The following is a 24,911-nucleotide window of genomic DNA, read 5'->3' as shown; positions in this document are numbered from 1 at the left end:
ATCTCTCCGTACAACAAATGGGACTTTGGCGCAAGTAAGCTAAGAATGGCTCACTAAGATAACGCTGAAAAGGTTCTTAATGCCGGCATTCATTCACAACCGGTGTACTTAAACTTTGTTCGAGTTGAGAATAATTGATAAAAATTGAGTGAAGAAATGATAGTGCAGAAAAATACTGGATCACAATGCATTCATAGAAATCCAGATGCGTGTTATGTCTCCGCCTTGTTAAGCCAAGAGGTACATATTGAGTCACCACGCGATAACCATTTGGATCTTGAAAATGCAATGTCCTGTTTCAATAGGAATTGGGTAATTCATTTCGACAAACCCGGTATCAAGCGTTACTTCGCAGTACTCGTCACTCACCTAGCTCGATATACCCAGCAGCACATTGTCAAAGCTTTAGAGACAAATCAAGCGCATTACCCCAATCCCGGCCAGTAGTGACTATCCGGCAACGGACGCTTGCCGAAAATCGCTTGACCGACACGAACCACGGTGGCACCCTCTTCAATAGCAAGCTCGTAGTCGCCGGACATACCCATCGACAGCTCGTCGAACGATAATCCGGTGGGAGCTTCCTGGCGCAACATGGCTTGAATTTCACGCATTTTGACGAAGCATTCGCGCACGCGGTCATGGTCGGATGAAAAAATCGCCAGCGTCATCAATCCTTTAATACGCAGCGATGAGAATTGCGGCAGATGCTGCACAAAATCACGCACGGCTTCGGGCGGCAAACCGAATTTGCTTTCTTCGCCGGAGCTGTTGACTTGCACGTAGGCGTCGATGGCGCGGCCTTCGTTTTGCAGTCGCTTATCGAGTTCTTCGGCAACTTTGAGGCTGTCGAGTGCTTGGAATTCGTTGGCGAAGCGTGCCAGATATTTGGCCTTGTTGGTCTGCAGGTGACCGATGATCGACCATTTGATACCTAAATCGGCGAGCACTTCGGATTTTTCGCGCGCTTCCTGAATTTTGTTTTCACCCATTTCAACGCAGCCTGCGGCAAAAGCGATGCGCAAGCGTTCCGCCGATACAGTTTTGGTGACAGGAAGCAATCGTACGCTGGCAGGGTCGCGGCCGGCCTTTTTGCAAGCATCTACGATACGCTGCTTAACGGTGGCGAGGTTGTTCTGGATGTCGGTGAGTTGCTGTTCTACGCTGAGTTCCACGGTTTGCTCCTGTTATTCGAGAATTTAATTTTTCCTGGATGCCTGATGGAAAACCATTTTCCATTGGTTATTGCGATACTGCCAAATAGAGGTTCTGATCGATCCTGCATTTCCGGTATCGGGTTGTCCGGTTTTCTGCAGCGAGTAAATTGCCAGCACCGTGCTATGCGTCAAAGCTTTAATCCGGAAATCCTTGAAAATCCATTGCATAGCGGGATCTTTTATCTTCAGCCAACCAATGACATCGGCTCTGGATCGGATTTCACCGTTATGGTCGATTTCCTCAAAATCTTCCGCCAGCAACTCGTCGATCAAACCGGGATGCGCCGTCAGATCGGTTTGCAGCAATTTTAGTTCCAGTTGCCGAATCAATTCAGCGAGTGCATTCGATTCCATTCGCAGCAAATCACTTGACCCGCATGCCTGGTTGCGCACCGGAGTCCGGCGACAGGATGAACAATTCACCCGGATTGCCGCCACCTGCAGCGAGCACCATACCTTCCGACAGACCGAATTTCATTTGCCGCGGCGCCAAATTGGCGACCATCACCGTCAAGCGCCCTGTCAATTGTTCCGGATCGTACGCGGATTTGATACCGGCAAAGACAGTGCGCTGTTCGCTGCCGATATCGAGTGTCAGTTTTAAGAGTTTTTCCGCACCGGGTACATGCTCAGCATTCACAATTTTGGCAATACGCAAGTCGATTTTGCCGAAGTCGTCGATCGATATCATTTCAGCAATCGGTATAACTGCGTGCTGCTGTCCTTCCGCATGCCGGACCGGTGATTGCGGCGGTGGAGTGGTCAGGTTTTGCGTATTAGCGGCAATCAATGCATCGATTTGCTTGCTGTCGATGCGGGTCATCAAATGCTGGTACGCATTGATGGCATGACCGGCAGGCAGCAGCAAATCGGAAACCGGCCGATCAACGCGCAATTGCGGCCATATCAACGCTTCACAATTGAGAAACGCTTCGATCTGTTGCACGGTGCCGGGCAGAATTGGCTTCAAATAGCGTGCCAGTATATAAAACAATTGAATACCGAGACTGCACGCGCGGTGTAAATCGTCAGCACGATCCGGTTGCTTGGCGATTTCCCAAGGAGCCAGATGATGGATCATTTCGTTGGCTTCGTCGGCAAATTTCATGATTTGACGGATGGCCGCAGAAAATTCACGCTCTTCGAATGCTTGTTCGATAACTTCGGGGCGCCAGCTGGAAAAATGCTCGTTCGCGATGGTTTGCAACGCCTGGTACTGTTCACCTGCAACCAGTTTGCCGTCAAAACGCTTGGTAATAAACCCGGCGCAACGGCTGGCAATGTTGATGAATTTCCCAACCAAATCGGAATTGACGCGCGCGACGAAATCGTCCAGGTTTAGGTCAATGTCCTCCAAGGTGCTATTGAGTTTTGCTGCGTAGTAATAACGCAGCCATTCGGGATTCAAACCTTGCTTCAAATAACTTTCCGCGGTAATGAAAGTGCCGCGTGACTTGCTCATTTTTTCGCCGTTCACGGTCAGAAAACCGTGCGCGAAAATCTTGGTTGGCGTGCGGTAACCGGCGTTTTTCAACATCGCGGGCCAGAACAGCGCGTGGAAATACAAAATATCCTTGCCGATGAAATGATACAGCTCCGCATCCGATTGCGGTTGCCAGTAGTCATCGAACTGGATTTTTTCGCGTTCACACAAGTTCATGAAGCTGCCCATATAACCAATAGGCGCATCGAGCCAGACGTAAAAATATTTGCCCGGCGCACCAGGAATTTCAAAACCGAAATACGGTGCATCGCGCGAGATATCCCAATCTGAGAGTTTGTTTTCTCCGGCTTCGCCGACCCATTCGCGCATTTTGTTGGCGGCTTCCGGTTGTAAGTGATCGCCTTCGCATGTCCACTGCCGCAAAAAATCGGCACAGCGGCTATCGGACAAGCTGAAAAAATAATGTTCGGATGATTTACTGATCGGTTTCGCACCGGATACCGCCGAATACGGATTTTTCAATTCGGTCGGCGCGTACGCCGCGCCGCAAGCTTCGCAAGAATCGCCGTATTGATCCTTGGCACCACATTTCGGGCACTCGCCTTTGACGAAGCGATCCGGTAAAAACATATTCTTGACCGGATCGTAGAGTTGCTCGATGCCGCGCACAGCGATCAACCCGGTAGTTTTCAATTTGTGATAAATATCCTCGGAAAAATGCCGCGTTTCGGGCGAATGTGTACTGTAATAATTGTCGAATTGAATGTTGAAGCCGGTAAAATCGCTGAGATGCTCCGAATGCACACGTGCAATCAGCGCTTCCGGTGTGATACTCTCTTTTTCCGCACGCAGCATGATCGGCGTGCCGTGCGTGTCGTCGGCACAAACATAATGCACTGTATGCCCGCGCATTTTCTGGAACCGCACCCAAATATCCGTTTGAATATATTCAACCAAATGACCTAAATGGATACTGCCGTTGGCATAAGGTAATGCGGAAGTTACCAGAATTTTTCGTTTGTTCATTAACTCTAATCACATCAGATTAAATAAGTATCAATTGTAACAAACTGTGTGCGCATTCCCGATATTTGTTACCATCCACGCATGAAAATTGTTCGCCTCGAGCAGGCAATAAAAAAGGAGTTTTGTAGTGATTATTTCCGAGCAGCAAATCCAATCGATTCTCAAACACACCATAGATCCAACAACGAACAAAGATTATGTTACCGAGAAAGCAGTCCGCGCCATCCAGATTGCGCAAAACAATGTAACCGTCGACATCGAACTTGGCTATCCTGCCAACAGCATCAAAAACCGAGTACAAGCACAAATCATTGATGCACTCAAATCGATTCCAGGCATCGGCGTTATCCAGGTAGCAATCAACAGCAAAATTGCGCCGCATGGCGTACAACGCGGTGTCAAACTGATTCCCGGCGTCAAGAACATCATTGCCGTGGCATCCGGCAAAGGCGGCGTCGGCAAATCGGCAACCGCAGTAAATCTCGCATTGGCTTTATCGGCCGAAGGCGCATCGGTGGGTATTTTGGATGCGGATATTTACGGCCCTTCACAACCTCAGATGCTCGGCATCACCGGCCATCCGGAATCGCTTGATGGCAAATCCATGGAACCGATGCGCGCGCATGGTATTCAAGCAATGTCGATCGGCCTGTTGGTCGACGCCGAAACTCCGATGGTGTGGCGCGGACCGATGGTAACGCAAGCCTTGCAGCAGTTGCTGAATGATACCAATTGGAAGGACTTGGATTATTTGGTAGTGGATTTACCGCCCGGTACCGGTGATATTCAGTTGACACTGGCACAAAAGATTCCGGTAACCGGTGCTGTCATTGTCACTACGCCGCAAGACATCGCGCTGCTGGATGCCCGGAAAGGGCTCAAAATGTTTGAGAAAGTCGGCATTCCGATTCTGGGAATTGTCGAAAACATGAGCACGCATACTTGTTCCAACTGCGGCCATACCGAAACGATTTTTGGTGCCGGCGGCGGTGAAAAAATGTGCAAAGACTATAACGTCGAGCTACTGGGTGCCTTGCCGCTCGATATCAAGATCCGAGAGCACACCGATGCCGGCAAACCAAGCGTGATTGCCGAACCGGACAGTCAAGTCGCAGAAATTTATAAATTGATCGCGCGGCGGGTCGCTGTAAAGATTGCCGAATCAGCGGAAGATCATTCGGAATTATTCGCAAAAATCATCATGGAGAATGATTAGGATTTCAGAAAATGACGATAAAATCTGACAAATGGATTCGACGCATGGCGCTGGAACATGGCATGATCGAACCGTTCGAGCCTGATCAAATCCGTCACAAGGATGATCAACGCATCGTCTCGTACGGCACTTCGAGCTATGGCTACGATATCCGCTGCTCCGATGAGTTTAAACTTTTCACGAATATCAATACTACGATTGTCGACCCGAAGAATTTCGACTCCAATTCGTTTGTCGATATCAAAAGCGATGTTTGCATTATCCCGCCGAATTCATTTGCGCTCGCACGCACTGTCGAGTATTTCCGCATCCCGCGCAATGTGCTAACGATTTGCCTGGGAAAATCAACGTACGCACGTTGCGGTATTATCGTTAATGTCACCCCCTTCGAGCCGGAGTGGGAGGGTTATGTCACACTGGAATTTTCCAATACCACTCCATTACCCGCAAAAATCTATGCCAATGAAGGCGTAGCGCAAGTGATTTTTTTTGAATCGGATGAAATTTGCGAGACATCATACAAAGATCGCGGTGGTAAATACCAGGGACAGCAAGGCGTTACGCTACCCAAAATTTAAGGTTTCAAATGTTTTCAATCCCTATGGAGACGCGTTTTGATGTTGACGCTGAAAGAAATGCAATTCCTCCAAAAATTCTTCATCTTATTGCTGCTGATACTATTTTCTCCAGCTTGTTCAGCAGAAGCATTAAAACACATCTCCTTGCCTCGCACTGGCTTTGAACCGAAAGATATCGCTGTCATCATCAATGACAGCGATCCGCTGTCTCGTCAAATTGGCAGTTATTATCAATCTGCGCGAAAGATTCCGCCAGTCAATATCATTCGTATCCGTTTTCAACCTGATCACGATGAAATTACTCCCGAAGAATTCGCAAAATTAAAAGCTATCATCGATCAAAAAACACCTAGTTACGTTCAGGCATTTGCCGTCGCCTGGGCATCTCCTTACCGGGTCGGCTGCATGTCGCTAACATCCGCCTTGGCCTTTGGCTTCGATCATAAATACTGCGCTGAAACTTGCGAACCTACCGCTCTTAGTCCTTATTTTAATTCGCCCGGCAGTAAACCCTACACTGACTATAAAATTCGCCCGGCCATGATGTTGGCTGGTACTACTTTCGAGCATGTCAAAACACTGATTGACCGCGGCATCCGCTCCGATCGCACTTATCCCAGAGGCCGGGCTTATCTATTGAGTACTTCCGATATCGCGCGTAATAGCCGCGCACCAGGTTTCCAGATAGCTAAAGAAGAATTCGAGGGTGTGTTTCCCGTGCAAATACTTGAAACCGATCACATCGCCGACCGTGACGATGTACTCTTTTATTTTACCGGACTGATCAGAGTCCCTATGCTCGAAACCCTACGTTTCTTACCAGGAGCAATGGCGGATCATCTGACATCCTTTGGCGGCATGCTGACGGATTCCTTGCAAATGAGTAGCCTGAAATGGCTGGAAGCGGGCGCAACCGCCAGTTATGGTACTGTTGTAGAGCCCTGCAGTTTTCCACAGAAATTTCCTTCTCCTGCAGTCGCCATGTTCTATTATGCAACCGGTGCCAGTGTTATCGAAGCCTACTGGAAAAGCGTTGCCTGGCCGGGTCAAGGTGTATTTATCGGAGAGCCTTTGGCGAAACCGTTTGCGCCTTCGTTGCGCGAAACCGCTCCCGGTCGATTTCAGCTAATCGTTTTCTCACCCCGTGCCGGGCGGCTCAGAATCGAAAAATCAACTTCCGCTGCGGGACCTTTTAATCCCATTCCGCGGCAAACGCTTATTCGTCGTGGCGAGAATCTTCTTCGTCTTCGCTTTGATGAAAAAATCGATGGATATCTACGCTTACACTGGAATTAGATTATTCTGCGACACTCTCGGACATAAGGGATAAACAGTCCTGACACAAATCCATTTTTCTAAAACTTTTACCGTTTATTTACATGTCAATTATTTGCAAAAAATGCTCTAAACTTTTTTTCAAAACACCCGTCTAATGCCGCATCAAACTAAATATGATTAACTCATTGTTTTTGATGAGACTATCTTAGATCCTATAAGCTTAAAAAAATACTTGATTTGCACAAAATGCGGACTATAATGCGTGCAAATTATTAAATGACAATTTACCGATAAGGAGGTCATCATGAGAAGCACCAAGAACTTTTTTGCTCCGGTTGATTTAGTTAATGTACATATTCCTGAAACGTAGCGTTTTTTAAAGGAGCACGCTCATGCCTACACTTTCTACACTTCAAAAAACCGACCAATCGGAAGTTCTGTTTGACACCCATCCTGAAACAAGTCTGAATTTTGAACACGTTCAAAATGCTCTGAAAAAAGGTTATCAACGGCCTTTTTTATTGGTGGACAGCAACATTATCCGACAAAAAACCCGACGATTTAAAGCTGCTATGCCACGGGTCCACCCCCACTATGCCGTCAAAGCAAATCCTGATGTACGCGTTCTAAAAACCTTGATTGAAGAGGGCGCCGGATTTGAGATCGCCTCTATTGCCGAGCTTGATCTATTACTGAGTATCGGGGTACCGGCTGCTGAAATTTTCTATAGCAATCCGATGAAATCGAGAGCTTATATCGAGTACGCAGCGGCAAAAGGCGTTGAGTGGTATGTTCTAGATAGTATTGAAGAATTACGTAAAATCTTCAGTGTAAAACCAGATGCCAAAATGTATTTGCGTATCGATACACCCAACATTGGCAGTGACTGGCCATTAGCAGGAAAATTTGGGACACATCTTGGTGACATCAACGAAATCATACAAGAAGCCGCTTCACTTAAAGCGGATCTGGCGGGTGTCACCTTTCATGTCGGTTCGCAATGCCGCAATCCACAAAACTGGCGTGTAGGCATCGAACGTGCAAAAAAAGTGTTTGCCGAGATGCAATTGGTTGGCTTGAATCCAAGATTATTAAACATTGGTGGTGGCTATCCGGTCCGTCATATCAAGCCAATTCCATCGATTGAAGTAATTGCTGAGGTTATAAACGAAGCCATCGCCGATTTACCGGATACCATCCGTATCATGGCGGAACCTGGGCGCTACCTGGTTTCCGACTCCGCTTATTTCGTTTGCCGTGTAGTTGGAACAGCGACTCGCAATGGAAAACGCTGGATGTATTGGGATGCCGGTATGTTTGGTGGTGTTATTGAAATGACTGAGGGCTTGCGGTATGACATACTAACAGACCGGAAAGGCAATCCTATTCCGTGGTCTGTTGCCGGACCAACTTGTGATTCGGTCGATATTCTGATGCATGATCTGATGCTGCCTAATGATATCAAGGAAGGGGATTTTATTTATATTCCGAATGCAGGCGCCTATACAACTGCCTACGCCAGCAACTTTAATGGCTTTCCTTTACCGGATGTAAAAGTAATATGATTTTTTGACTGTCATAAAGCGCAATGAGCAATGGATGCTTGTTGCGCTTGAGTCACTTCAGAATTTAATTTCTTTTGATTGCACCAGCGTGTTTCATACTTTCCGGTCATAAATGACGAAGTGATATTCCAGATTATCATCTTTTTCTGAAACATGCTTATCACGCTGCTTTTCTTCCCATTCGCTTCTATCAAACTCCGGAAAAAAAACATTACCTTCATAGTCTCTCAAAATTTCGGTGACGTACATCCTCTGGCAAAACTTCAGTGCTTGCCGGTATAGATTCTCCCCGCCAATAATAAAATTCTCAGCGTTTCCTACACTGGTCTCTTCACAAACTTGCAAAGCATCGTCGACAGAGTTAACTACGATGGCACCGGGTACCTCATAGCCAGTCTGACGGGTAATAATGACATTGGCACGCCCAGGTAGGGGTCTACCAATGGATTCATAAGTTTTCCGTCCCATCACAATGGTTTGGCCCATTGTCAGAAATTTAAAGTGTTTCAAATCCGCTGGCAAATGCCAAGGCAATCGATTATCCCTACCAATTACTCGGTTCTTGGACATCGCAACCAATATTGAAAAATGCAAAGGCGTCATATCGCTACCGGCGCTTTAATCGCAGAGTGGGGGTTATAATTTTCCAAACAAAAATCTTCATACTTGAAATTCAAAATCTCATGGATATCAGGATTCAATTTCATCACAGGAAGCGCTCTCGGTTCACGCGATAATTGCTCACGCGCTTGTCCCATGTGGTTCAGATACAAGTGTGCATCACCGAGAGTATGAACAAAATCACCGGCGTCAAGCTCGCAAACTTGCGCAATCATCATGGTCAGCAAGGCATAAGATGCAATATTGAACGGTACCCCCAAAAAAATATCGGCACTCCGTTGATAAAGCTGGCACGATAAACGACCACCCGCAACATAAAACTGAAAGAAAGCATGACACGGAGGAAGCCGCATTTTATGTAACTCCCCGACATTCCAGGAAGAAACCAGCATGCGTCGTGAATCGGGAGTACTCTTAATTTGTTCGATTACGTGCATAAGCTGATCGATATAACGACCATCCGCGGTTACCCAAGATCTCCACTGATGACCATAGATCGGTCCCAGATTGCCATTTTCATCGGCCCACTCGTCCCAGATTGTAACACCATGGTTATGCAGGTATTGAATGTTTGTATCACCCCGCAAAAACCACAGCAATTCATAAATAATAGATTTTAAATGACATTTCTTCGTAGTCACCAATGGAAATCCATCGGCAAGATTGAAACGCATTTGATGCCCGAAAATAGACAATGTCCCAGTACCGGTCCGGTCTGACTTTTGGTAACCATGATCTATCACCTGCTGCATTAACTCGAGATACTGACGCATTAGGATTATTTCACTCCATTCTTATACGGAAAGATTCATTCTTGCAGTTGGCTATCGCAGCCCAAACATCCTTAACCCGTATATAATAGCAATATTATCTGCAATCATTCTTAATGCAATGACTTCCGATATTGTCATTCTAAAAATAATACTCGACAGGAAAGTTTTCAATGCTGGCAACACTTCACCAGAACCAGAATATATCACCTATTGATCACCCATCCATAAAAGCATCACACATTCTCGTAGTTATACCAAAACAAGAAAAGTTGCCTAAAAAGCACCGTATTCCCGGCGAGGAATCCTTGCACAGATCGTTGTTGCGGCGCGATATGAAATTGACCGACCTCTGTGAGACGCCTGTGTGCGCCAATTTGCAAAATGGTGAGCTATGCGTTTGGGTCATGCTTGATACCATTCAGCCGGCCTTTAATCAACAAACCGTCATGCGCAAGGCCATGAAATTGTTATTGCAGGAGAATCCGGATGAAATACATATTGTTATACTCGGCACTACACAACAAAAAAGAAATTTCGCGGAATGCGCACTGCATGTTGCCTGGGTCAATGGCGCAGCGCTACCGGTAAGGAAAAATAAACCCGTAAGGAAAGCGCTAACCAAGATTAATCTCTATGGATATAAAGACAACGAAAACTTCAAGCTACAACGGGCCTTGGCAGAAGGCAATTTATTGGCTCGCGGTCTAACGGCGTTACCGGCTAACGAGTTAACACCCCAAACATACCGTCAGCAAATAAAAAAACTGGCGGACGGCGAAGGCTGGAAATACCAAGAATACGATTTCAACAAGCTAAAAGAAATGGGAGCAGGCGCCTTCGTCGCGGTAGCGCAAGGCAGCGACACGGAAGACGCCGCGATTGTTCACTTGCAACATCATCACAACCGAGGCGAGCAACATAAAAAGATAGCGCTGGTCGGCAAGGGTATTTGTTTTGATACCGGCGGCCATAATTTAAAACCTGCACGTTATATGCAGGGCATGCACGAAGACATGAATGGCTCAGCAATTGCTTTAGGCATATTACTGGCTGCTACTCGAGCTGAAGTTCCAATTAACATCGATTGTTGGCTGGCAATTGCGCAGAACCATATTAGCCCGCGCGCCTATAAACAAGGTGATGTGATCACGGCCCTCAATGGCACATCAATTGAAATCGTTCATACCGATGCTGAAGGGCGAATGGTGCTAGCGGACACACTGACCCTAGCGAGCAAACAGAAACCCGATTTGATAATCGATTTTGCCACCTTGACAGGTAGTATGAAAACAGCACTCGGATCGCGTTATAGCGGCATCTTCAGCAACCGGAACGAACTCTCTCATAAGGCGGTTACAGCAGGCAACATCTGCGGAGAACGCGTTTGTGTATTTCCGATGGACAAAGATTATGAAGAAAGTCTTGAGAGCAATATCGCGGACATCAAACAATGCGAATTAGATGGAGAATTCGATCATATTCTCGCCGCATGCTTCTTACAGAAGTTTGTTACTGACACCCCGTGGTTGCATATGGATTTATCCGCTAGCAACCATAAAGGCGGGTTGGGAGCCGTCGATAGCGAAATTACCGGTTTTGGTGTCAGTTGGGGAATTGAATTGCTAAAAAATCTTTACAACTAGCCGCAAATTGTCAAAAAATCCGCTAGCTTTTTACAATGAACAGCTTCTGACCAATCGATAGATTCTCGTCGCTGTTGTTCCACTGTTTAATCTGATCAATCGTCGTACGATAACGCTTGGCAATGTGATAGAGCGTATCGCCCTTTTTTACAATATGCACACCGGATTTGTCACCCTGAAATTGCTTTTCGTTCTGTGCAATCATTGTTAGCTTATTCGCACCTATGAGTTGGGGAACCAATATTTTTTGCCCGAAGGTAAGATTCTTGTTCCGGGCGATTCCATTAATAGCTTGCAGTTGTTTCACCGTGGTTTCATGGCGAATGGCAATGTCATTAATTTTCTCACCTTTCTTGACATGGTAAATTTGCCATGAGAACCGCGGATCCTGATACATTTCCAAATTTTTAACAAACGTCTCTTTTCTGTCCTTGGGTAGCAATAATGTTCGCGGTTCGTCCAATACTTTTATAACAAAACGATTATAGGCTGGATTAAGTGCGGAAAATTCTATGTCGGAGATATTTGCCAGACGGGTAACAAGTGAAATGTCAATATGCTCATGTATTTTCACTTCCTCAAAATACGGTCGATTAGGTATTGGCTGAAGCTGAATACCATATTTCCTGGAGTTAGCAATGATATCCTTTATCACCAATAACTTAAAAACATAGTGCTTTGCTTCTATCGGCAGATTCAGATCATAAAAATTGACCGATCTTCCTTTATGAATATTCCGGGCCAGCGCCTTACTTACGACACCTTCACCGATATTATACGCAGCAATCGCTAACTTCCAATTATCAAATTTTTGATACAGATATTGAAGGTAATCAAGAGCAGCTTGAGTCGATGCCACAACATCACGTCGGTCATCATGCCAAACATTTTGGGTCAGACCAAAAATTCTTGCTGTTTCCGGAATAAATTGCCATAACCCGGCAGATCGATTATCTGACTTAATCAGAGGATTATAGGAACTTTCAATCACCGGAATCAGTGCGATTTCCATCGGCATGTTGCGGCGCTCGATTTCATCCACGATATAAAATAAATAGCGCTCACTGCTAACAGCGATATGATTAAACGCTCGAGGATTCTGCGTATAAGGCGCTTCTAATTTTCGAATTGTTTTATTGTCGGGTGGGAGAGCCAATGCGAATCCGTTACGAACACGATCCCACAAATTCTCATGATGCTGCGTTTTTTTAATTGATACTAATCTATCAGCGTAAGCGTTAATCGATGAGAACAAAAAAAACCAAACAATTAGTGATAACGATAGAACACTGAGACCTTTTCTCTTTAAAATCATCTATATAAAATTTCTAATATCCATACCGGTCTACAGGATATATAAAAATTCAGTCTTTGCAAACTATTTTTTTCATATAATAAAATGAAGAAATAATGAAAATTATTACAAATCAGTATGTTGCATATATCAATTCAATGGAATAATTAATAATCATTCCCGAGTATTTGATTGACACATAGACTTCTCAATGAATATCAAAGATTTAGGTTCCCACCCCTTTTTCCGGTGTTCAACAGTAACATTGGTAAAAATACCGCCCCGGACATAAAAACGCGCCATTAATCGAAGGTATCTCGGCTTCAGAATCGCTACAAGATCATCGAGAATTTTGTTAGTCACCGCTTCATGAAAAACTCCTTCATTCCGGTACGACCATACATAAAGTTTGAGGCTTTTCAATTCAATACATTTTTTATCGGGGATATAATCCAAAATCAAAGTAGCAAAATCAGGTTGTCCTGTCTTGGGACACAAGCAGGTAAACTCTGGAATCTCCATATGAATATGGTAGTCCCGGTCGGTATAAGGATTAGAAAATGTTTCAAGAGACTTCTGGGGTTTACTGGCCATTCTTCGCGCTCATGGTAAAATTAAATCGAAACTGCAAAAATAAAGCGCCTATAGCGCTGCTGTCTATTATAACCGTCTAATCCGCTAAACAAAAAATTGCGCCTAGCACAAATCAAACTTGCCGGCTTTAAATCATTCGTAGAACCCGCTGCTATCTCCCTATCTCACGATCTTGTAGGCATTGTAGGACCTAATGGTTGCGGCAAATCAAATCTTATCGATGCGGTACGCTGGGTTCTTGGCGAATCCAAAGCTTCCGCATTACGGGGCGATTCGATGCAAGATGTCATTTTTTCAGGATCGGATCACCGGAAAGCAGTCAGTCGCGCAAGTGTTGAGCTGATTTTTGACAACCACTTAAACCAGATATCCGGCCAATGGTCCAGTTATGCAGAAATCGCTATCAAGCGTGTTCTGCTGCGCGATGGCCAGTCAAGCTATTACATCAATAACCTACATGTAAGACGGCGCGACGTTGCGGATCTTTTTCTCGGCACCGGCGTAGGAGGACGCGGTTATGCAATCATTGAGCAAGGCATGATCTCCAGAATCATAGAAGCAAAGCCACAAGAATTAAAAAGTTTCTTAGAAGAAGCGGCTGGGATTTCGCAATACCAGGAAAGAAAGCATGAAACTTCCACTCGGCTCGCGGAAGCTCAAAAAAATCTCATAAGACTGGAAGATATCCGGCAAGAGCTAGAGACTCAATTGCAGCAGATGGAAATCCAAGCTCAAAAAGCTCAGCGATACAGATTATTGCATGAGAAACTTCAAATAGCACAAACAATGCTCTGGTTGCAGCATAAAGCCGCAGCCATCCGGAAATGCCATTTGGCGCAACAAACCATCCTTCGATTGGAAGCCGAGCTTGAGGATGTGATGCTAAGCCAGCGCGATGCAGAAAAAAAATATGAAGAAATTCGTACTGATGAAACCGCAATCAATGAAAAACAACTCCAAATCCAAGGGGAATTATATTCGGTCGATGCAGAGATCGGGCACTTAGAACTGGAAATCAGTCATTTACAAAAGACCAAAGAGCGTATTACGCAGCAAATTCTACAAGTTGACAATCAACTACAAACACATTCCCAGAATAAAGTAAAAAAAGTCGAAGCGCTTGCTTATTGGCAGCAGGAAAAATCAAAAGCTGAAACAGTGTATCAACAATGCACCATTAATAATAACCAAGAAAGTATGGCGCTTCCGGCAGTGGAAGCAAATTTTCGTAACTGCCAGCAAAAATTAAACGAGAGCCGGCATAATCTCTTGATAATCGAGCAAGCAAAACAACTGGAAGAGAATCATCAGTCCTATTCGGACAAAAATATCCAACAACTTGAAGCACGGCGAACCCGTCTTATCAATGAGCAGAATGAATCGGAACGCATCGATCCATGGCAACTATCCGAACTTGAGGCAGTATCCAAACAAACGGAAAATGCATTCAATGAAAGAAATTCAGAAACCCAAAAGGCTCAAAATGAATTGTCGAGCGCAATAAAAAATAAAGAGCAAGTTGCACTTAAAATTCAGGAACTTCAACAAACAATCTCACAAGCATCGGCACGTTTTGATGCATTACAAAATTTACAACAAAAATTAGAAAATAATCAGGATCTCAGTGCATGGCTAAAGAAACACCAATGGCATAATTTACCGAGATTATGGCAAAAAATTCAAATCGCGACGAAGTGGGAAGTTGCCTTAGAAGCAGTATTACGCGAGTTTCTCAATAGCATTGAAGTCGAGCAGTTAGAAAAAATTCTGGATCGATTGAATGAGGCACCAGCAGGGAAATGGGCAATTTTTGAGAAAAAACACACACCCCTCTCCGGTTCCAGAATACCGGCCAGTTCCACCGCAAATGATTGCAGCAGATTGCTTGCTCACATCAACACGAATCAACCCGAAATCCAATCAGCATTAGAAAATTGGTTGCAGCATGTTTACGTAATTGAAAATCTTCAAAAAGGCTTGATGCAGAGATCATCGCTTGTTCCGGGAGAAATACTGGTCACACCGCAAGGGCATAGAATTACACAGCACAGTGTCTCATTCTATGCGCCCGACTCTCAGTTGCACGGAGTCTTATCCAGACAAAAGGAGCAGGTTCAGTTGCGCGAAAAAACCGTTCAACTTGAATCACAATTACAAAAACAGCGACAATTAATGATTCAAGTCAATCAGCAATGTAATGAATTGGATCAAACCGTTCACGCGGCAAGTGAAAATAGCAAATGCTTGCAACAGGAATGGCATCAACTGCAATTGCAATTGGTAAAGTTGACTCAAATTCACGAGCGCGCCACCTATCGGAATGAACAAATCAATCAGGAATTACATGAAATTGAGCATACATTGGAAAACGAGCTCACCCTGCAGAAATCAGCAAATGAACGATATCAAAAAAATCTGATACAAATCGAGAATTCCAAGCACATTGCGCAACAAGCCCAGCTTGCATGGGAAACCTCGAACGAACAATTTATCAATCAACAGCAAAAATTATTGCAAGCCTCGAAAGAATTGCAGGAAGCAACATTCTATTTACAAACGTGCCAAAACAAAATTGTCGAGATCGAAAACAGCTTACGGACGATTGATGAAAGCCTGCAGCAGTTGAACAAAGAACACGCTGCTTTGCAAATAGAAATAAACGAAGTAGATTTATTGCCACTCAAAGCAGCCTTAGATACCGCATTGGCAAAACGCCGAACAATCAAGGAAGATGCGGCGCAAGTACGGCTTGTAGCTGAAAACATTTCTAGCCAGTTACGGCAGAATGGAAATGCACGCATGGCATCCGAGCAAAGATCGTATACCCTGCGTGATGAAATTAACCAAGCCCGGCTTCAAGAACAAGCCGCGAACATAACCATTAGCCAACTGGATGAATCAATTCAGGAAACCGGAGTTGATACCGGACAATTGACACCATTGCTTGAAAAACAAAAAACAACTGCGATACAAACCGATATTCAACAATTGAATGCCGAGATTACGGCGCTTGGAGCGGTCAATCTTGCCGCATTGGAGGAACTGGTAATCGCACAGGAGAGAGAATCCAATCTGCTGATCCAAATACAAGATCTGAATGCTGCGATCACAACTCTAGATCAAGCCATGCAACAAATTGATCGAGAAACGCAATTGCGCCTGCAAGAAACGCTTGATTTGACCAATCGACATCTATGCGAGATTTTCCCATTGATATTTTCCGGCGGAAATGCCAGGCTCGAAGTTTGTGAAGACAAAATAGTTGATGCCGGTTTGATGCTGATGGCACAACCTCCCGGTAAAAAAAATAGTTCGATCCATTTATTGTCAGGTGGAGAAAAAGCTTTAACCGCGCTTGCTTTGATTTTTTCTTTATTCCGGCTTAATCCGGCACCTTTCTGTTTATTAGATGAGGTCGACGCACCGCTTGATGACAGCAATACTGTGCGTTTTTGCGAGTTGGTAAAAAAAATGGCTGAACGTACACAATTCATTTTTATCAGCCATAATAAAATAACAATGGAGATGGCACAGCGCTTAATCGGAGTTACAATGCAAGAGCAAGGGATTTCAAGAATAGTAGCTGTTGACTTGGCGGATGCTATTAATATGGGAAAGCGGAATAAAGTAACGATTAATTGATGATCGTCGTCAATCATTGATTGCTGACATAATCTTTTCTCAGCAGATGAATGCGACCATTTTAGAAAAAAGCAAAAGGTAATTGGGAGAAAATCAGTATGAGCGACTTGCAAATAAGTTTAATCATCATCGGTATCATAATAATTGCTGGTGTTGTGGTTTTCAATTGGTTGCAGCAGCTGCGTTATCGGCGCAATGTGCAAGCCGCATTTGATCACGAGCACGATGACATTCTATTAGAAGAAAACAATACGGAAGACCCGTTTCAACGTATTGAGCCTAAATTTAACAAAGTACCGCTGGATCCACAATTAGATACGCATGAACAAAAAGAATTACCGCCCGACGAATCGCCGAAAGTATCAGCTCCAGCAGCCGCTCACACTACCAGTTCATCTTTTCAATCGCACATTACGAGTAGCCCGTCCACGGCTTCACCTCTGCTTGACTACGACAGCAATACCAATTACATCGTCAATATTCGTTCGGAATCAACCATACCTAATACGCATATCGCAAAACTGCTACAGAGAAAATTTGATTTTGGAAAACCTGTTTTTTGGCTGGGGAAACCTGATAAAGATGAGCCTTGGGAAGAAATTACTAATGAATCCAACGTTGATAGTGACGGTTACGGTCATATCAAAGGATGCTTGCAACTGGCCGATCGGGCCGGACCAATCAGCGAAGTCAATTTATCCAAGTTTCGCGATTTAGTACTTGATTTTGCATCACAATCACAAGCCACCGCAGAATGCCCGGATATTGTCAGTACACATGAAAAAGCAGTCATACTGGATAAATTTTGCGCCGATGTTGATGTCATGATAGGTATCAATATCATTAGCAAAGATGATGGCGCATTTGTCGGCACCAAAATTCGCGCACTAGCGGAAGCATCTGGATTCAAACTTGAATCGGATGGGTTGTTTAAATACCGTGATGAAAACAACAACATTTTATTCACACTAAATAACTATGAATCCTCACCATTTCTACCAGAAAACATAAAATCATTAACCACACACGGCGTAACTTTCTTGTTGGATGTGCCACGAGTAGCGCAAGGTGAAAGAGTATTTGATCAAATGACACATCTCGCAAAAATTTTCTCGAATACACTGGGCGGAATTATGGTTGATGATAATCGTGTTCCGCTTAGCGATAGTGGAATTCAAAGAAGCAAGCAACAGCTCATTGAGATACAGAATATAATGAAAAAAAATCATATCACTCCTGGCAGTCCGAGTGCATTACGTTTATTCGTTTAAATGTTTTTTTAACTAAAAACTAAAGATAGTGCCATAAGCATCCGTAATCGCTATCAAATTTGACAGTTCTACTAAATCTTTTTTATTACAGTTCATTAGAAAATCTTATTAGAAGTAGAAATAGAGAAACAATAGATCTCAATGATAAGTAATGAAATTTTAAACAAATACATCTTTCTAGAAAGAACACAATTATTTAATGGCTTAAATAAAAATTTATTCTTAAAGAGATAAAAATGAGCGAATCTTCAAATAATTCAAAACGCTTTGCGCCAATAGAAGTCAAGCTTGAATCAGGAAAAGATTACTTTTGGTGTACCTGTGGTCAGAGTAAGTCGCAACCTTTTTGCGATGGTTCTCACAAAAACACCGGATTCACACCTCGTAAATTTTCCGTCAACGAAAATAAAACCGCGTGGCTATGTACCTGCAAAAAAACTGGCAATCCACCTTATTGTGATGGAACCCATAACAAGCTGTAGTCTGCAAGATAGCTTCATATCCATATAAATAATAACAATTAACAACAAATAATGTTTCTAGGGCACATATATAGAATTGGAAATTGGTTACATATTTTTTAACCTATTAATTATTCGAGAGTCAGTGTCTAATGGAAACAGAACTAAGATCTTTGGAAGAAAAGGTTTATCTGCTCATTCGCTTGTATCAGGATAGTCGGACCGAGAACGGTAAGTTGCGCAAAGAACTTGCAGCGTCACACGCACAATGTGAAACGCTCAATGAGAAAATTCATGTTGCAGCAAACCGGCTTGAAACACTTTTGACAACTATTCCAAAAAATGAATAACGAATTACTAAAAGTAAGTATCATGGGCCGCGAATTTCAAATCAACTGCCCCGAACAAGAGCGAGAAGAAATCCAACTTGCTGCGGTTTATCTTGATGATAAAATTCAGGAAATAAAAACTGAAGGGAAAGTCATCGATTCCGAAAGAGTAGCTATGATAGCGGCGCTAAAAATAACGCATGAGCTGCTATCACTCCGTTGCAGAGCTGGCTTTGACATAGAAGAATTTAAGCGTAGAATTGCAGCGTTAAAAAAGAAAATTGATGAAGCAATAACAGGTAGCGAAAGCTAGAGTTTTTTGCGGTTCAGGTTAATCCCTGCGATGTTTGTTAAGGTTTATATTCTTTGAACCAATTGTTAAAAACTGGTTGTGGATTTTAGTGACACTGTTGTGCGCGTCTTATGGATGTGCCTGATGTGTCCATGAAACAGCCGCCTTGAACCGTATGGTTCAAGATGATAACCTGACGGCATATGTGGGGAGCCATTACGGGACAAGAAATATTTAATCAATATTTCTTGTCCTTTTAATTTTCCACCTGCTACTTGTTACATCATAAAATCTCATTATGCAGCAAGACACTCATTCCCCTTCTTCGGTACCAACAACGTTCTTATTTGATATTGGCAAGGTTTTACTGGATTTTGATTTCGAATCATCACTCATTCGATTGATGCCGGAAGCGATTTTAAATCCACATGAACGGATCCGTCACATACTCGAACAAAAAGACGCACTTGAGACAGGGCTCATTGATCCGATTCACTATGCGGATTGGGCATTGCAAATCCTCGGAAGCAACGCCACCCGGGAACAGTTCTACCAGGCTTGGCAGCAGATTTTCAGGATCAATGAGCCAATGTGGCAATGCATACGCAAGCTTGCCGATGCCAATCACACATTGATACTAATTTCCAATATTAACGCTATCCACGCCCCATGGATTTTTACAGCGTACCCGGAGTTTTCGTTTTTTCAACACAAAGTGCTGTCGTATGAAATTGGCATTCTGAAACCTGATCCCGCTATTTATCGTTATGTAATCGATACATTCCGGCTCAATCCAGCTTTAACCGTTTATATCGATGACCAACCGCAGAATATCCTTGCAGGCAAAGCACTGAAACTGCAATGTTGGAAGTATGAGATTCATGATCACTTAGCTTTTGAAAATTGGCTTGAGAAAAAATTAAGAAATACGAAAGCGTAATACCGGAAATCAACAGCGATTACTTCTCCGCCAAGAAATGCTCAACCATGGCTTGCTTGTAATCGATTTGGCCAAAAGAAACATCCTTTAGCGCTCCTTTGCGGTCGAACAGAATACAAGAAGGCGTGCCCTGCAAAGCAAAACGCTCGAAAGTCTCCGCGCGCATCGATTTCTGTTCCAAATAGTGTCTAACCTGCTGCAACACCGATTTCTTCTGATCGTCGGTTAGCTTCTCAAAATTCGGCAGAAATTCATGTGCATAACGTAACACTCGTTCATCGGTCACTGGCTCTGTCTCCGCCACCACACGATCCATTCCCACAGCAAAAGGTATTTTCCAAGAAAGCTTTCCCTGCGACAACAGACCGTACTGATCCAATGCTTTAAACGTTTCACCGATCACCTCACCGGTTGCCATCAATTTTTTCAGATTTTCCAACGTATTTTTATCGTAATCCTCAAATGCGGTAGCCAATCCAATCACCGCTAACCCTTGCTGATGATAGCGTTGATACAAGTCAACCGCGCGCGGTAACGAGTAAATAAAACAGCCGGGGCAATTGACCTGGAAGACCTCGATTAAAACGACCGAACCAATCAAATCAGTAAGTTCAAGCGGCCCTCCCTGAACCCAGGTATCGACCGTAATATCAGAAAGTGTGTGATTATTCATCGCAAAAAAAGTTAGAATATACAAACATAATGTCGCAAAAATAGCATATTTGCGAGAACACATTAACAGATTTTAACAATCCCCATCGCTCCTAATTTATAGTTCTTCAATAAATGCGTTACTGGTTAATGAAATCAGAGCCTTACGAATTCAGCATTGAGGATTTTGCGGCACAGCCTAACCAAACCATCGCCTGGGAGGGGGTACGTAATTATCAATCGCGTAACTTTATGCGCAATCAAATGACTATCGGAGATCAAGCGTTTTTTTACCACTCTTGCTGCAAAGACCCCGGTATCTTAGGAATTGCGGCGATCAGCAAGCCAGCTTATCCGGATGCTACGCAATTCAATCCTGCAAGCAAATATTTCGATCCTAAGGCTTCTCCACACAATCCGCGCTGGTTTAACGTCGAGCTTACACTCATAAAACGGACGCGTCTGGTTTCAATCAGAGAACTTAGACAGTACCCCGAATTGCAAAAAATGCGCGTGCTACAAACCGGCAACCGTCTATCAATCACACCCGTTGACCCGGCAGAATGGCAGTTTATCTTGACCGTTCTATAGTCCGGCTCTTTCATTTCTTAGAGACTCAATCATGGAATGGTGGCTAATTTACTTATTGACCGGAGGGTTTGTAGGGTTCTTCGCCGGTCTACTCGGCATCGGAGGTGGTTTAATTATCGTTCCGGTATTGATTTCGCTCTTCACCGCTCAAGATTTTCCCTCTGACCGTATTATTCACATGGCGCTCGGCACCACCATGGCGACCATCATTTTCACATCGATAGCCAGCTTGCGTACACATCATCGGCATGGCGCTGTTGACTGGCAAATCGTAAGAAACATCACCCCGGGTATTTTTCTAGGCACCTTCGGCGGTGCCACTTTGGCCGGGTCGCTAACGGGACAGCTCTTAAGTATCATTTTTGTAATATTCATTTTCTATGCCGCCACACAAATGTTGCTGCAATTTCGTCCCAACGCAATCTTTCAGTTACCCGGCAAACTCGGCATGTTCCTCGCCGGCAGTATTATCGGCGCCCTATCAAGCCTGGTCGCCATCGGCGGTGGATTATTATCGGTACCGTTTCTGTCACTCTGCAACGTCAAGCTGCAGCGCGCCATCGGCACGGCTGCAGCAATCGGTTTTCCGATTGCGCTGGCCGGTACCGCCGGTTACGTTGCTAATGGTCTATTACATGCAGAAAATCTACCGGAATACAGTTTGGGTTATGTCTATTTGCCAGCGCTGGCGATGCTGGTTTCCGCCAGCATGCTGACGGCACCGCTCGGCGCAAAACTCACACACTCGACCAAAACTGCGATTCTAAGAGGTGTCTTTGTGGTACTGCTTTATAGTTTAGGCATCAGAATGCTGCTAGGCTTAATTTAATTGCCGTTTTACAATCAAAAAAATCAAAGCGTATCGGTTACTAGATCAGCACAAACCCGATTTCCTTATTAACAGTATCTTTGACAGTACCAAGCGCGGAATTAATTGCTGCTTCTGCAGCCAATACCCCCAGTCCTTCAACAGTCATCAACACCATGCGCGAAGCATTTTTTTGCATTTCCAGGTGCAATGCAGCTTGTTCTTTATTGATTTTTCCCGTGGCTGTTAACGTCCCGATCATTACTAGCGTCTGCGCCAGTTTTTTCGCTTCGGCCTCACCGTAATCTTTCACATCCGGCCATTTATCTCCCAGGCTACCGTTTAACGCAGCCAATATGTCCTTTCCCAATTTAACCGCATCAAGGCTCATCATGTTCTCCTTACACTCAAAGTAGATCCGTTAAAATCACTCGCCACGACGTTTAGCAAGCTCCAGTTTCAGAATTGCCGTAAAACTGGTGTTGAAGTGCGAACGCACAATCGAGATTTGATCTTTTGACAAGCAAGCAATTTTGTGCAATTTCTCAAGGTTATCGAGATTGCTGGCGAGCAATACGGTTTGCTGGGTCGTTATATCGTTTTTGGGTATCGCCGCAGCACGAACAGTAATTGCGCTAATATCGACCTTGGCTTCGTCATAAAACTGTTTATGATGCTCAAAAGTGCATTCCGGCAATCCCTCCACCGACTCCAATACCACCAAATGCGCCTCCGTCTTCCGCTGCAAATCCGTAACCGCCCGGTCCGTCGCTTCGTCATAGCTGCTGATCAGTTTTACGGTGCAACCTGCCAGACTCAGCATCAACATTAGGGAAAAAGCAGCTAAAAACTCTCGATACTGCGACATCCTTCGTTCAATTTTCATGATTGCCTCTCCCTGCTGATGAATCAATCCGGACAGCGCACGCCGATCCGGCTCCGTTATTTTCCACCCATATCCGCGGCATTTGCCATTTCGATGGCACGCATGACCATATCACGCGCCTCAGCGGCAGTTCCCCAATGACCAACACGCACCCATTTTTCCGGCTCGAGATCCTTGTAATGCGTAAAGAAGTGTTCAATCTGCTGAAATACAATATCCGGCAAATCGTCACGCTCGCAAACATGCGCGTAATACGGAAAAGTCTTATTATCCGGCACGCAAATCAGTTTCTCATCTCCGCCATGCTCATCTTCGAGATGCAGCAAAGCAATCGGCCGGGCGCGTACCACGCAACCGGCGAGAAAAGGTGAACGAGCGATTACCAGCGCATCAAGTGGATCGCCGTCATCACATAGCGTATGCGGAATAAAACCATAATTGGCCGGATAGCGCATCGGCGTATGCAATATGCGATCCACAAACAACGCACCGGACTGTTTATCGAATTCGTATTTAACCGGTTCCCCACCGGTCGGCACTTCGATGATGACATTGACAGTATTCGGCACGTTGCTGCCAACAGGAATGGCATTGATATCCATGGAATGTAATTTCTCGCTGTAGATGAAGGGATATTCGGCGTAAATGCAGTGAAGCACCACTGCCCAGTTTCAGTGTACTTAAGCCCGACAGGACTGTCAAACAACCCCATGCAGCCGTTTGCTCACACCCCTACCAGCGAATCATGGATCGAAACCCGGAGAATCCTGACGAATACCGCAAACGGCTAAACCAAAGAATCCGGATCCATACCTCGAGCCACCAGCAAATTCCAGACAGCCCTTGAAACAAAGGTAGTCCAATAGCCATTGACGATCAAACCATTTTGTTTCTGGAATGCCGAGAGCGCCGTGTCGCTGGCGCGCCCCCAATCACCATCAACACCGTCGCCGCCAGGACCGAAGCGGCCCAGATCATAGCCGAGCTTCACGAGTGCACGCTGCCGTTGCGCCGAAGTCCAGAACGGCGACCAAATATCGGGAATATCAGGATTACCGTAAATTCCCCGCAGCACCCGTGCAAACGGAAATCCCGCCACATCGACTTTATATCCGGGACAAGCATCGTGATGACCGTGATGATTCTCCCAAGTGATTGTTGGCCAGCGCCCGATAATCTCACGCCCGACTTGAATCATCATTTCAATCTGTTGTTCTGTCCAAGACTGTATCAGCATCGCTTGCTTGCCATTGGGAGAATGCGCTTTGATCCAATCCGGATCGGCTTTGACACCGTCACGCGCATATCCGATATTCACCGTTTCAACTCCGACAGTGGCGCGCGCACCTTTGGTATTCTCGTTGGAAGGTTGCCCATCCCATCGCAAAAGTTGATTCTTGCCCGCATGCCATGACCGGTTTTCGAGCGACACATAGCGATCAATTCCTTCGGAAAAACTCCGCCCCACTCCGTAGTGCGCCGAAGCAATTCCCTTTTGTGCAGGGTGACTGCCACCGATGGTGTCCCGGCAACCTTGCAAATCCCACGATGCCGTCCAGTGCCAGGTCACTCCCATAGGCCGATGTTGTGTCGCACTGGTCCACCCTTTACTGACCGCATTGCCAGCGACTAAAGGAATCATATATTCCTCATTGATCTGCACCTGCATTGGAATATTTCTCAGAAGTATTTTTAAACTACATTGTTTTTTTGAAGAATTCGACTAGAAATTGATACAACCATGATCCGCCATAGGCAATAGCGACAATCGTTAAAATGGCCGCTGAACCA

The 24,911-nt window shown here is 44.8% G+C and carries 25 protein-coding genes and 1 other RNA gene; 14 read left to right on the top strand and 12 right to left on the bottom strand.

Features of this window, described 5'->3' with window-relative positions:
- Positions 1-425: 425 nt before the first annotated feature.
- The 3 genes from KF839_RS11885 to metG are packed head-to-tail and all read right to left on the bottom strand — an operon-like array spanning position 426 to position 3,687.
- Complete coding sequence (locus tag KF839_RS11885) at positions 426-1,175, bottom strand: YggS family pyridoxal phosphate-dependent enzyme (RefSeq protein WP_292918061.1); 750 nt, start codon at positions 1,173-1,175, stop codon at positions 426-428.
- Positions 1,176-1,199: 24 nt separating this feature from the next.
- A complete protein-coding gene (locus KF839_RS11880) occupies positions 1,200-1,571 on the bottom strand; it encodes a nuclear transport factor 2 family protein (protein ID WP_292918060.1) in 372 nt (123 codons plus the stop codon).
- A 10-nt stretch (positions 1,572-1,581) separates the two neighbouring features.
- Positions 1,582-3,687: a methionine--tRNA ligase gene (metG, locus tag KF839_RS11875; protein WP_292918059.1), complete on the bottom strand. Its 2,106-nt coding sequence runs from the start codon at positions 3,685-3,687 to the stop codon at positions 1,582-1,584.
- A gap of 127 nt (positions 3,688-3,814) precedes the next feature.
- Here metG and apbC point away from each other — a divergent pair, with 127 nt between their 5' ends.
- From apbC to KF839_RS11855, 4 genes are all read left to right on the top strand, one after another.
- On the top strand, positions 3,815-4,903 hold the full coding sequence (apbC, locus tag KF839_RS11870; protein ID WP_292918058.1) for an iron-sulfur cluster carrier protein ApbC: 1,089 nt from the start codon (positions 3,815-3,817) through the stop codon (positions 4,901-4,903).
- Between the two features lie 11 nt (positions 4,904-4,914).
- Positions 4,915-5,481: a dCTP deaminase gene (dcd, locus tag KF839_RS11865; protein WP_292918057.1), complete on the top strand. Its 567-nt coding sequence runs from the start codon at positions 4,915-4,917 to the stop codon at positions 5,479-5,481.
- Positions 5,482-5,520: 39 nt separating this feature from the next.
- Positions 5,521-6,777 (top strand): TIGR03790 family protein, encoded by a 1,257-nt coding sequence (locus KF839_RS11860; protein ID WP_292918056.1) that lies wholly within the window; start codon positions 5,521-5,523, stop codon positions 6,775-6,777.
- A 374-nt stretch (positions 6,778-7,151) separates the two neighbouring features.
- Positions 7,152-8,324, top strand: coding sequence for a type III PLP-dependent enzyme (locus KF839_RS11855; RefSeq protein WP_292918055.1), 1,173 nt, complete (start codon positions 7,152-7,154; stop codon positions 8,322-8,324).
- Between the two features lie 93 nt (positions 8,325-8,417).
- Here KF839_RS11855 and KF839_RS11850 read toward each other — a convergent pair whose 3' ends face one another.
- Complete coding sequence (locus KF839_RS11850; RefSeq protein WP_292918054.1) at positions 8,418-8,927, bottom strand: dihydrofolate reductase; 510 nt, start codon at positions 8,925-8,927, stop codon at positions 8,418-8,420.
- Positions 8,924-9,718, bottom strand: coding sequence for a thymidylate synthase (locus KF839_RS11845; protein ID WP_292918053.1), 795 nt, complete (start codon positions 9,716-9,718; stop codon positions 8,924-8,926). Before KF839_RS11845 ends, KF839_RS11850 begins: the two co-directional genes overlap by 4 nt.
- Before the next feature lie 170 nt (positions 9,719-9,888).
- Here KF839_RS11845 and KF839_RS11840 point away from each other — a divergent pair, with 170 nt between their 5' ends.
- Positions 9,889-11,361, top strand: coding sequence for a M17 family metallopeptidase (locus KF839_RS11840; RefSeq protein ID WP_292918052.1), 1,473 nt, complete (start codon positions 9,889-9,891; stop codon positions 11,359-11,361).
- Between the two features lie 22 nt (positions 11,362-11,383).
- On the opposite strand, the gene KF839_RS11835 is transcribed toward KF839_RS11840, so the two are convergent.
- A complete protein-coding gene (locus tag KF839_RS11835; protein WP_292918062.1) occupies positions 11,384-12,379 on the bottom strand; it encodes a LysM peptidoglycan-binding domain-containing protein in 996 nt (331 codons plus the stop codon).
- 450 nt (positions 12,380-12,829) lie between these two features.
- Complete coding sequence (gene queF, locus KF839_RS11830) at positions 12,830-13,249, bottom strand: preQ(1) synthase (RefSeq protein WP_292918051.1); 420 nt, start codon at positions 13,247-13,249, stop codon at positions 12,830-12,832.
- 96 nt (positions 13,250-13,345) lie between these two features.
- Here queF and smc point away from each other — a divergent pair, with 96 nt between their 5' ends.
- The 7 genes from smc (at position 13,346) to KF839_RS11795 (ending at position 20,184) form a co-directional block, all read left to right on the top strand.
- On the top strand, positions 13,346-16,891 hold the full coding sequence (gene smc, locus KF839_RS11825) for a chromosome segregation protein SMC (RefSeq protein ID WP_292918050.1): 3,546 nt from the start codon (positions 13,346-13,348) through the stop codon (positions 16,889-16,891).
- A 98-nt stretch (positions 16,892-16,989) separates the two neighbouring features.
- On the top strand, positions 16,990-18,162 hold the full coding sequence (locus KF839_RS11820; protein WP_292918049.1) for a cell division protein ZipA C-terminal FtsZ-binding domain-containing protein: 1,173 nt from the start codon (positions 16,990-16,992) through the stop codon (positions 18,160-18,162).
- A 236-nt stretch (positions 18,163-18,398) separates the two neighbouring features.
- A complete protein-coding gene (locus KF839_RS11815) occupies positions 18,399-18,644 on the top strand; it encodes a CDGSH iron-sulfur domain-containing protein (RefSeq protein WP_292918048.1) in 246 nt (81 codons plus the stop codon).
- A 131-nt stretch (positions 18,645-18,775) separates the two neighbouring features.
- The gene (locus tag KF839_RS11810; protein WP_292918047.1) at positions 18,776-18,973 is read left to right on the top strand and encodes a hypothetical protein; all 198 of its coding nucleotides are present in this window, start codon (positions 18,776-18,778) and stop codon (positions 18,971-18,973) included.
- Positions 18,966-19,265 carry a cell division protein ZapA gene (locus KF839_RS11805; RefSeq protein WP_292918046.1) on the top strand — a complete coding sequence of 100 codons (300 nt, stop codon included), beginning with the start codon at positions 18,966-18,968 and terminating at the stop codon, positions 19,263-19,265. Before KF839_RS11810 ends, KF839_RS11805 begins: the two co-directional genes overlap by 8 nt.
- Positions 19,266-19,284: 19 nt before the next feature.
- Positions 19,285-19,460, top strand: a non-coding RNA gene (gene ssrS / locus KF839_RS11800) — 6S RNA.
- Positions 19,461-19,542: 82 nt separating this feature from the next.
- A complete protein-coding gene (locus KF839_RS11795; protein ID WP_292918045.1) occupies positions 19,543-20,184 on the top strand; it encodes an HAD-IA family hydrolase in 642 nt (213 codons plus the stop codon).
- A gap of 19 nt (positions 20,185-20,203) precedes the next feature.
- Here the strand turns inward: KF839_RS11795 and KF839_RS11790 are convergent, their stop codons facing one another.
- Positions 20,204-20,857 carry a thioredoxin domain-containing protein gene (locus KF839_RS11790; RefSeq protein WP_292918044.1) on the bottom strand — a complete coding sequence of 218 codons (654 nt, stop codon included), beginning with the start codon at positions 20,855-20,857 and terminating at the stop codon, positions 20,204-20,206.
- A gap of 113 nt (positions 20,858-20,970) precedes the next feature.
- Between KF839_RS11790 and KF839_RS11785 the strand changes: the two genes are divergently transcribed.
- Positions 20,971-21,426 carry an EVE domain-containing protein gene (locus tag KF839_RS11785; RefSeq protein WP_292918043.1) on the top strand — a complete coding sequence of 152 codons (456 nt, stop codon included), beginning with the start codon at positions 20,971-20,973 and terminating at the stop codon, positions 21,424-21,426.
- A gap of 31 nt (positions 21,427-21,457) precedes the next feature.
- Positions 21,458-22,255, top strand: coding sequence for a sulfite exporter TauE/SafE family protein (locus tag KF839_RS11780; RefSeq protein ID WP_292918042.1), 798 nt, complete (start codon positions 21,458-21,460; stop codon positions 22,253-22,255).
- 40 nt (positions 22,256-22,295) lie between these two features.
- Here the strand turns inward: KF839_RS11780 and KF839_RS11775 are convergent, their stop codons facing one another.
- The 4 genes from KF839_RS11775 to KF839_RS11760 form a co-directional block, all read right to left on the bottom strand.
- On the bottom strand, positions 22,296-22,625 hold the full coding sequence (locus KF839_RS11775) for a hypothetical protein (RefSeq protein WP_292918041.1): 330 nt from the start codon (positions 22,623-22,625) through the stop codon (positions 22,296-22,298).
- 36 nt (positions 22,626-22,661) lie between these two features.
- Positions 22,662-23,120, bottom strand: coding sequence for a hypothetical protein (locus tag KF839_RS11770; protein ID WP_292918040.1), 459 nt, complete (start codon positions 23,118-23,120; stop codon positions 22,662-22,664).
- A 56-nt stretch (positions 23,121-23,176) separates the two neighbouring features.
- The gene (gene ppa, locus KF839_RS11765) at positions 23,177-23,722 is read right to left on the bottom strand and encodes an inorganic diphosphatase (RefSeq protein WP_292918039.1); all 546 of its coding nucleotides are present in this window, start codon (positions 23,720-23,722) and stop codon (positions 23,177-23,179) included.
- 185 nt (positions 23,723-23,907) lie between these two features.
- On the bottom strand, positions 23,908-24,762 hold the full coding sequence (locus KF839_RS11760) for a peptidoglycan recognition protein family protein (RefSeq protein WP_292918038.1): 855 nt from the start codon (positions 24,760-24,762) through the stop codon (positions 23,908-23,910).
- Positions 24,763-24,911: the final 149 nt, after the last annotated feature.

The sequence above is a fragment of the Nitrosomonas sp. genome (genome assembly GCF_019635155.1).
Lineage (GTDB): Bacteria > Pseudomonadota > Gammaproteobacteria > Burkholderiales > Nitrosomonadaceae > Nitrosomonas.
Note: the sequence above shows the minus strand (reverse complement) of the source record. Positions and strands in the feature narration are given on the sequence as shown.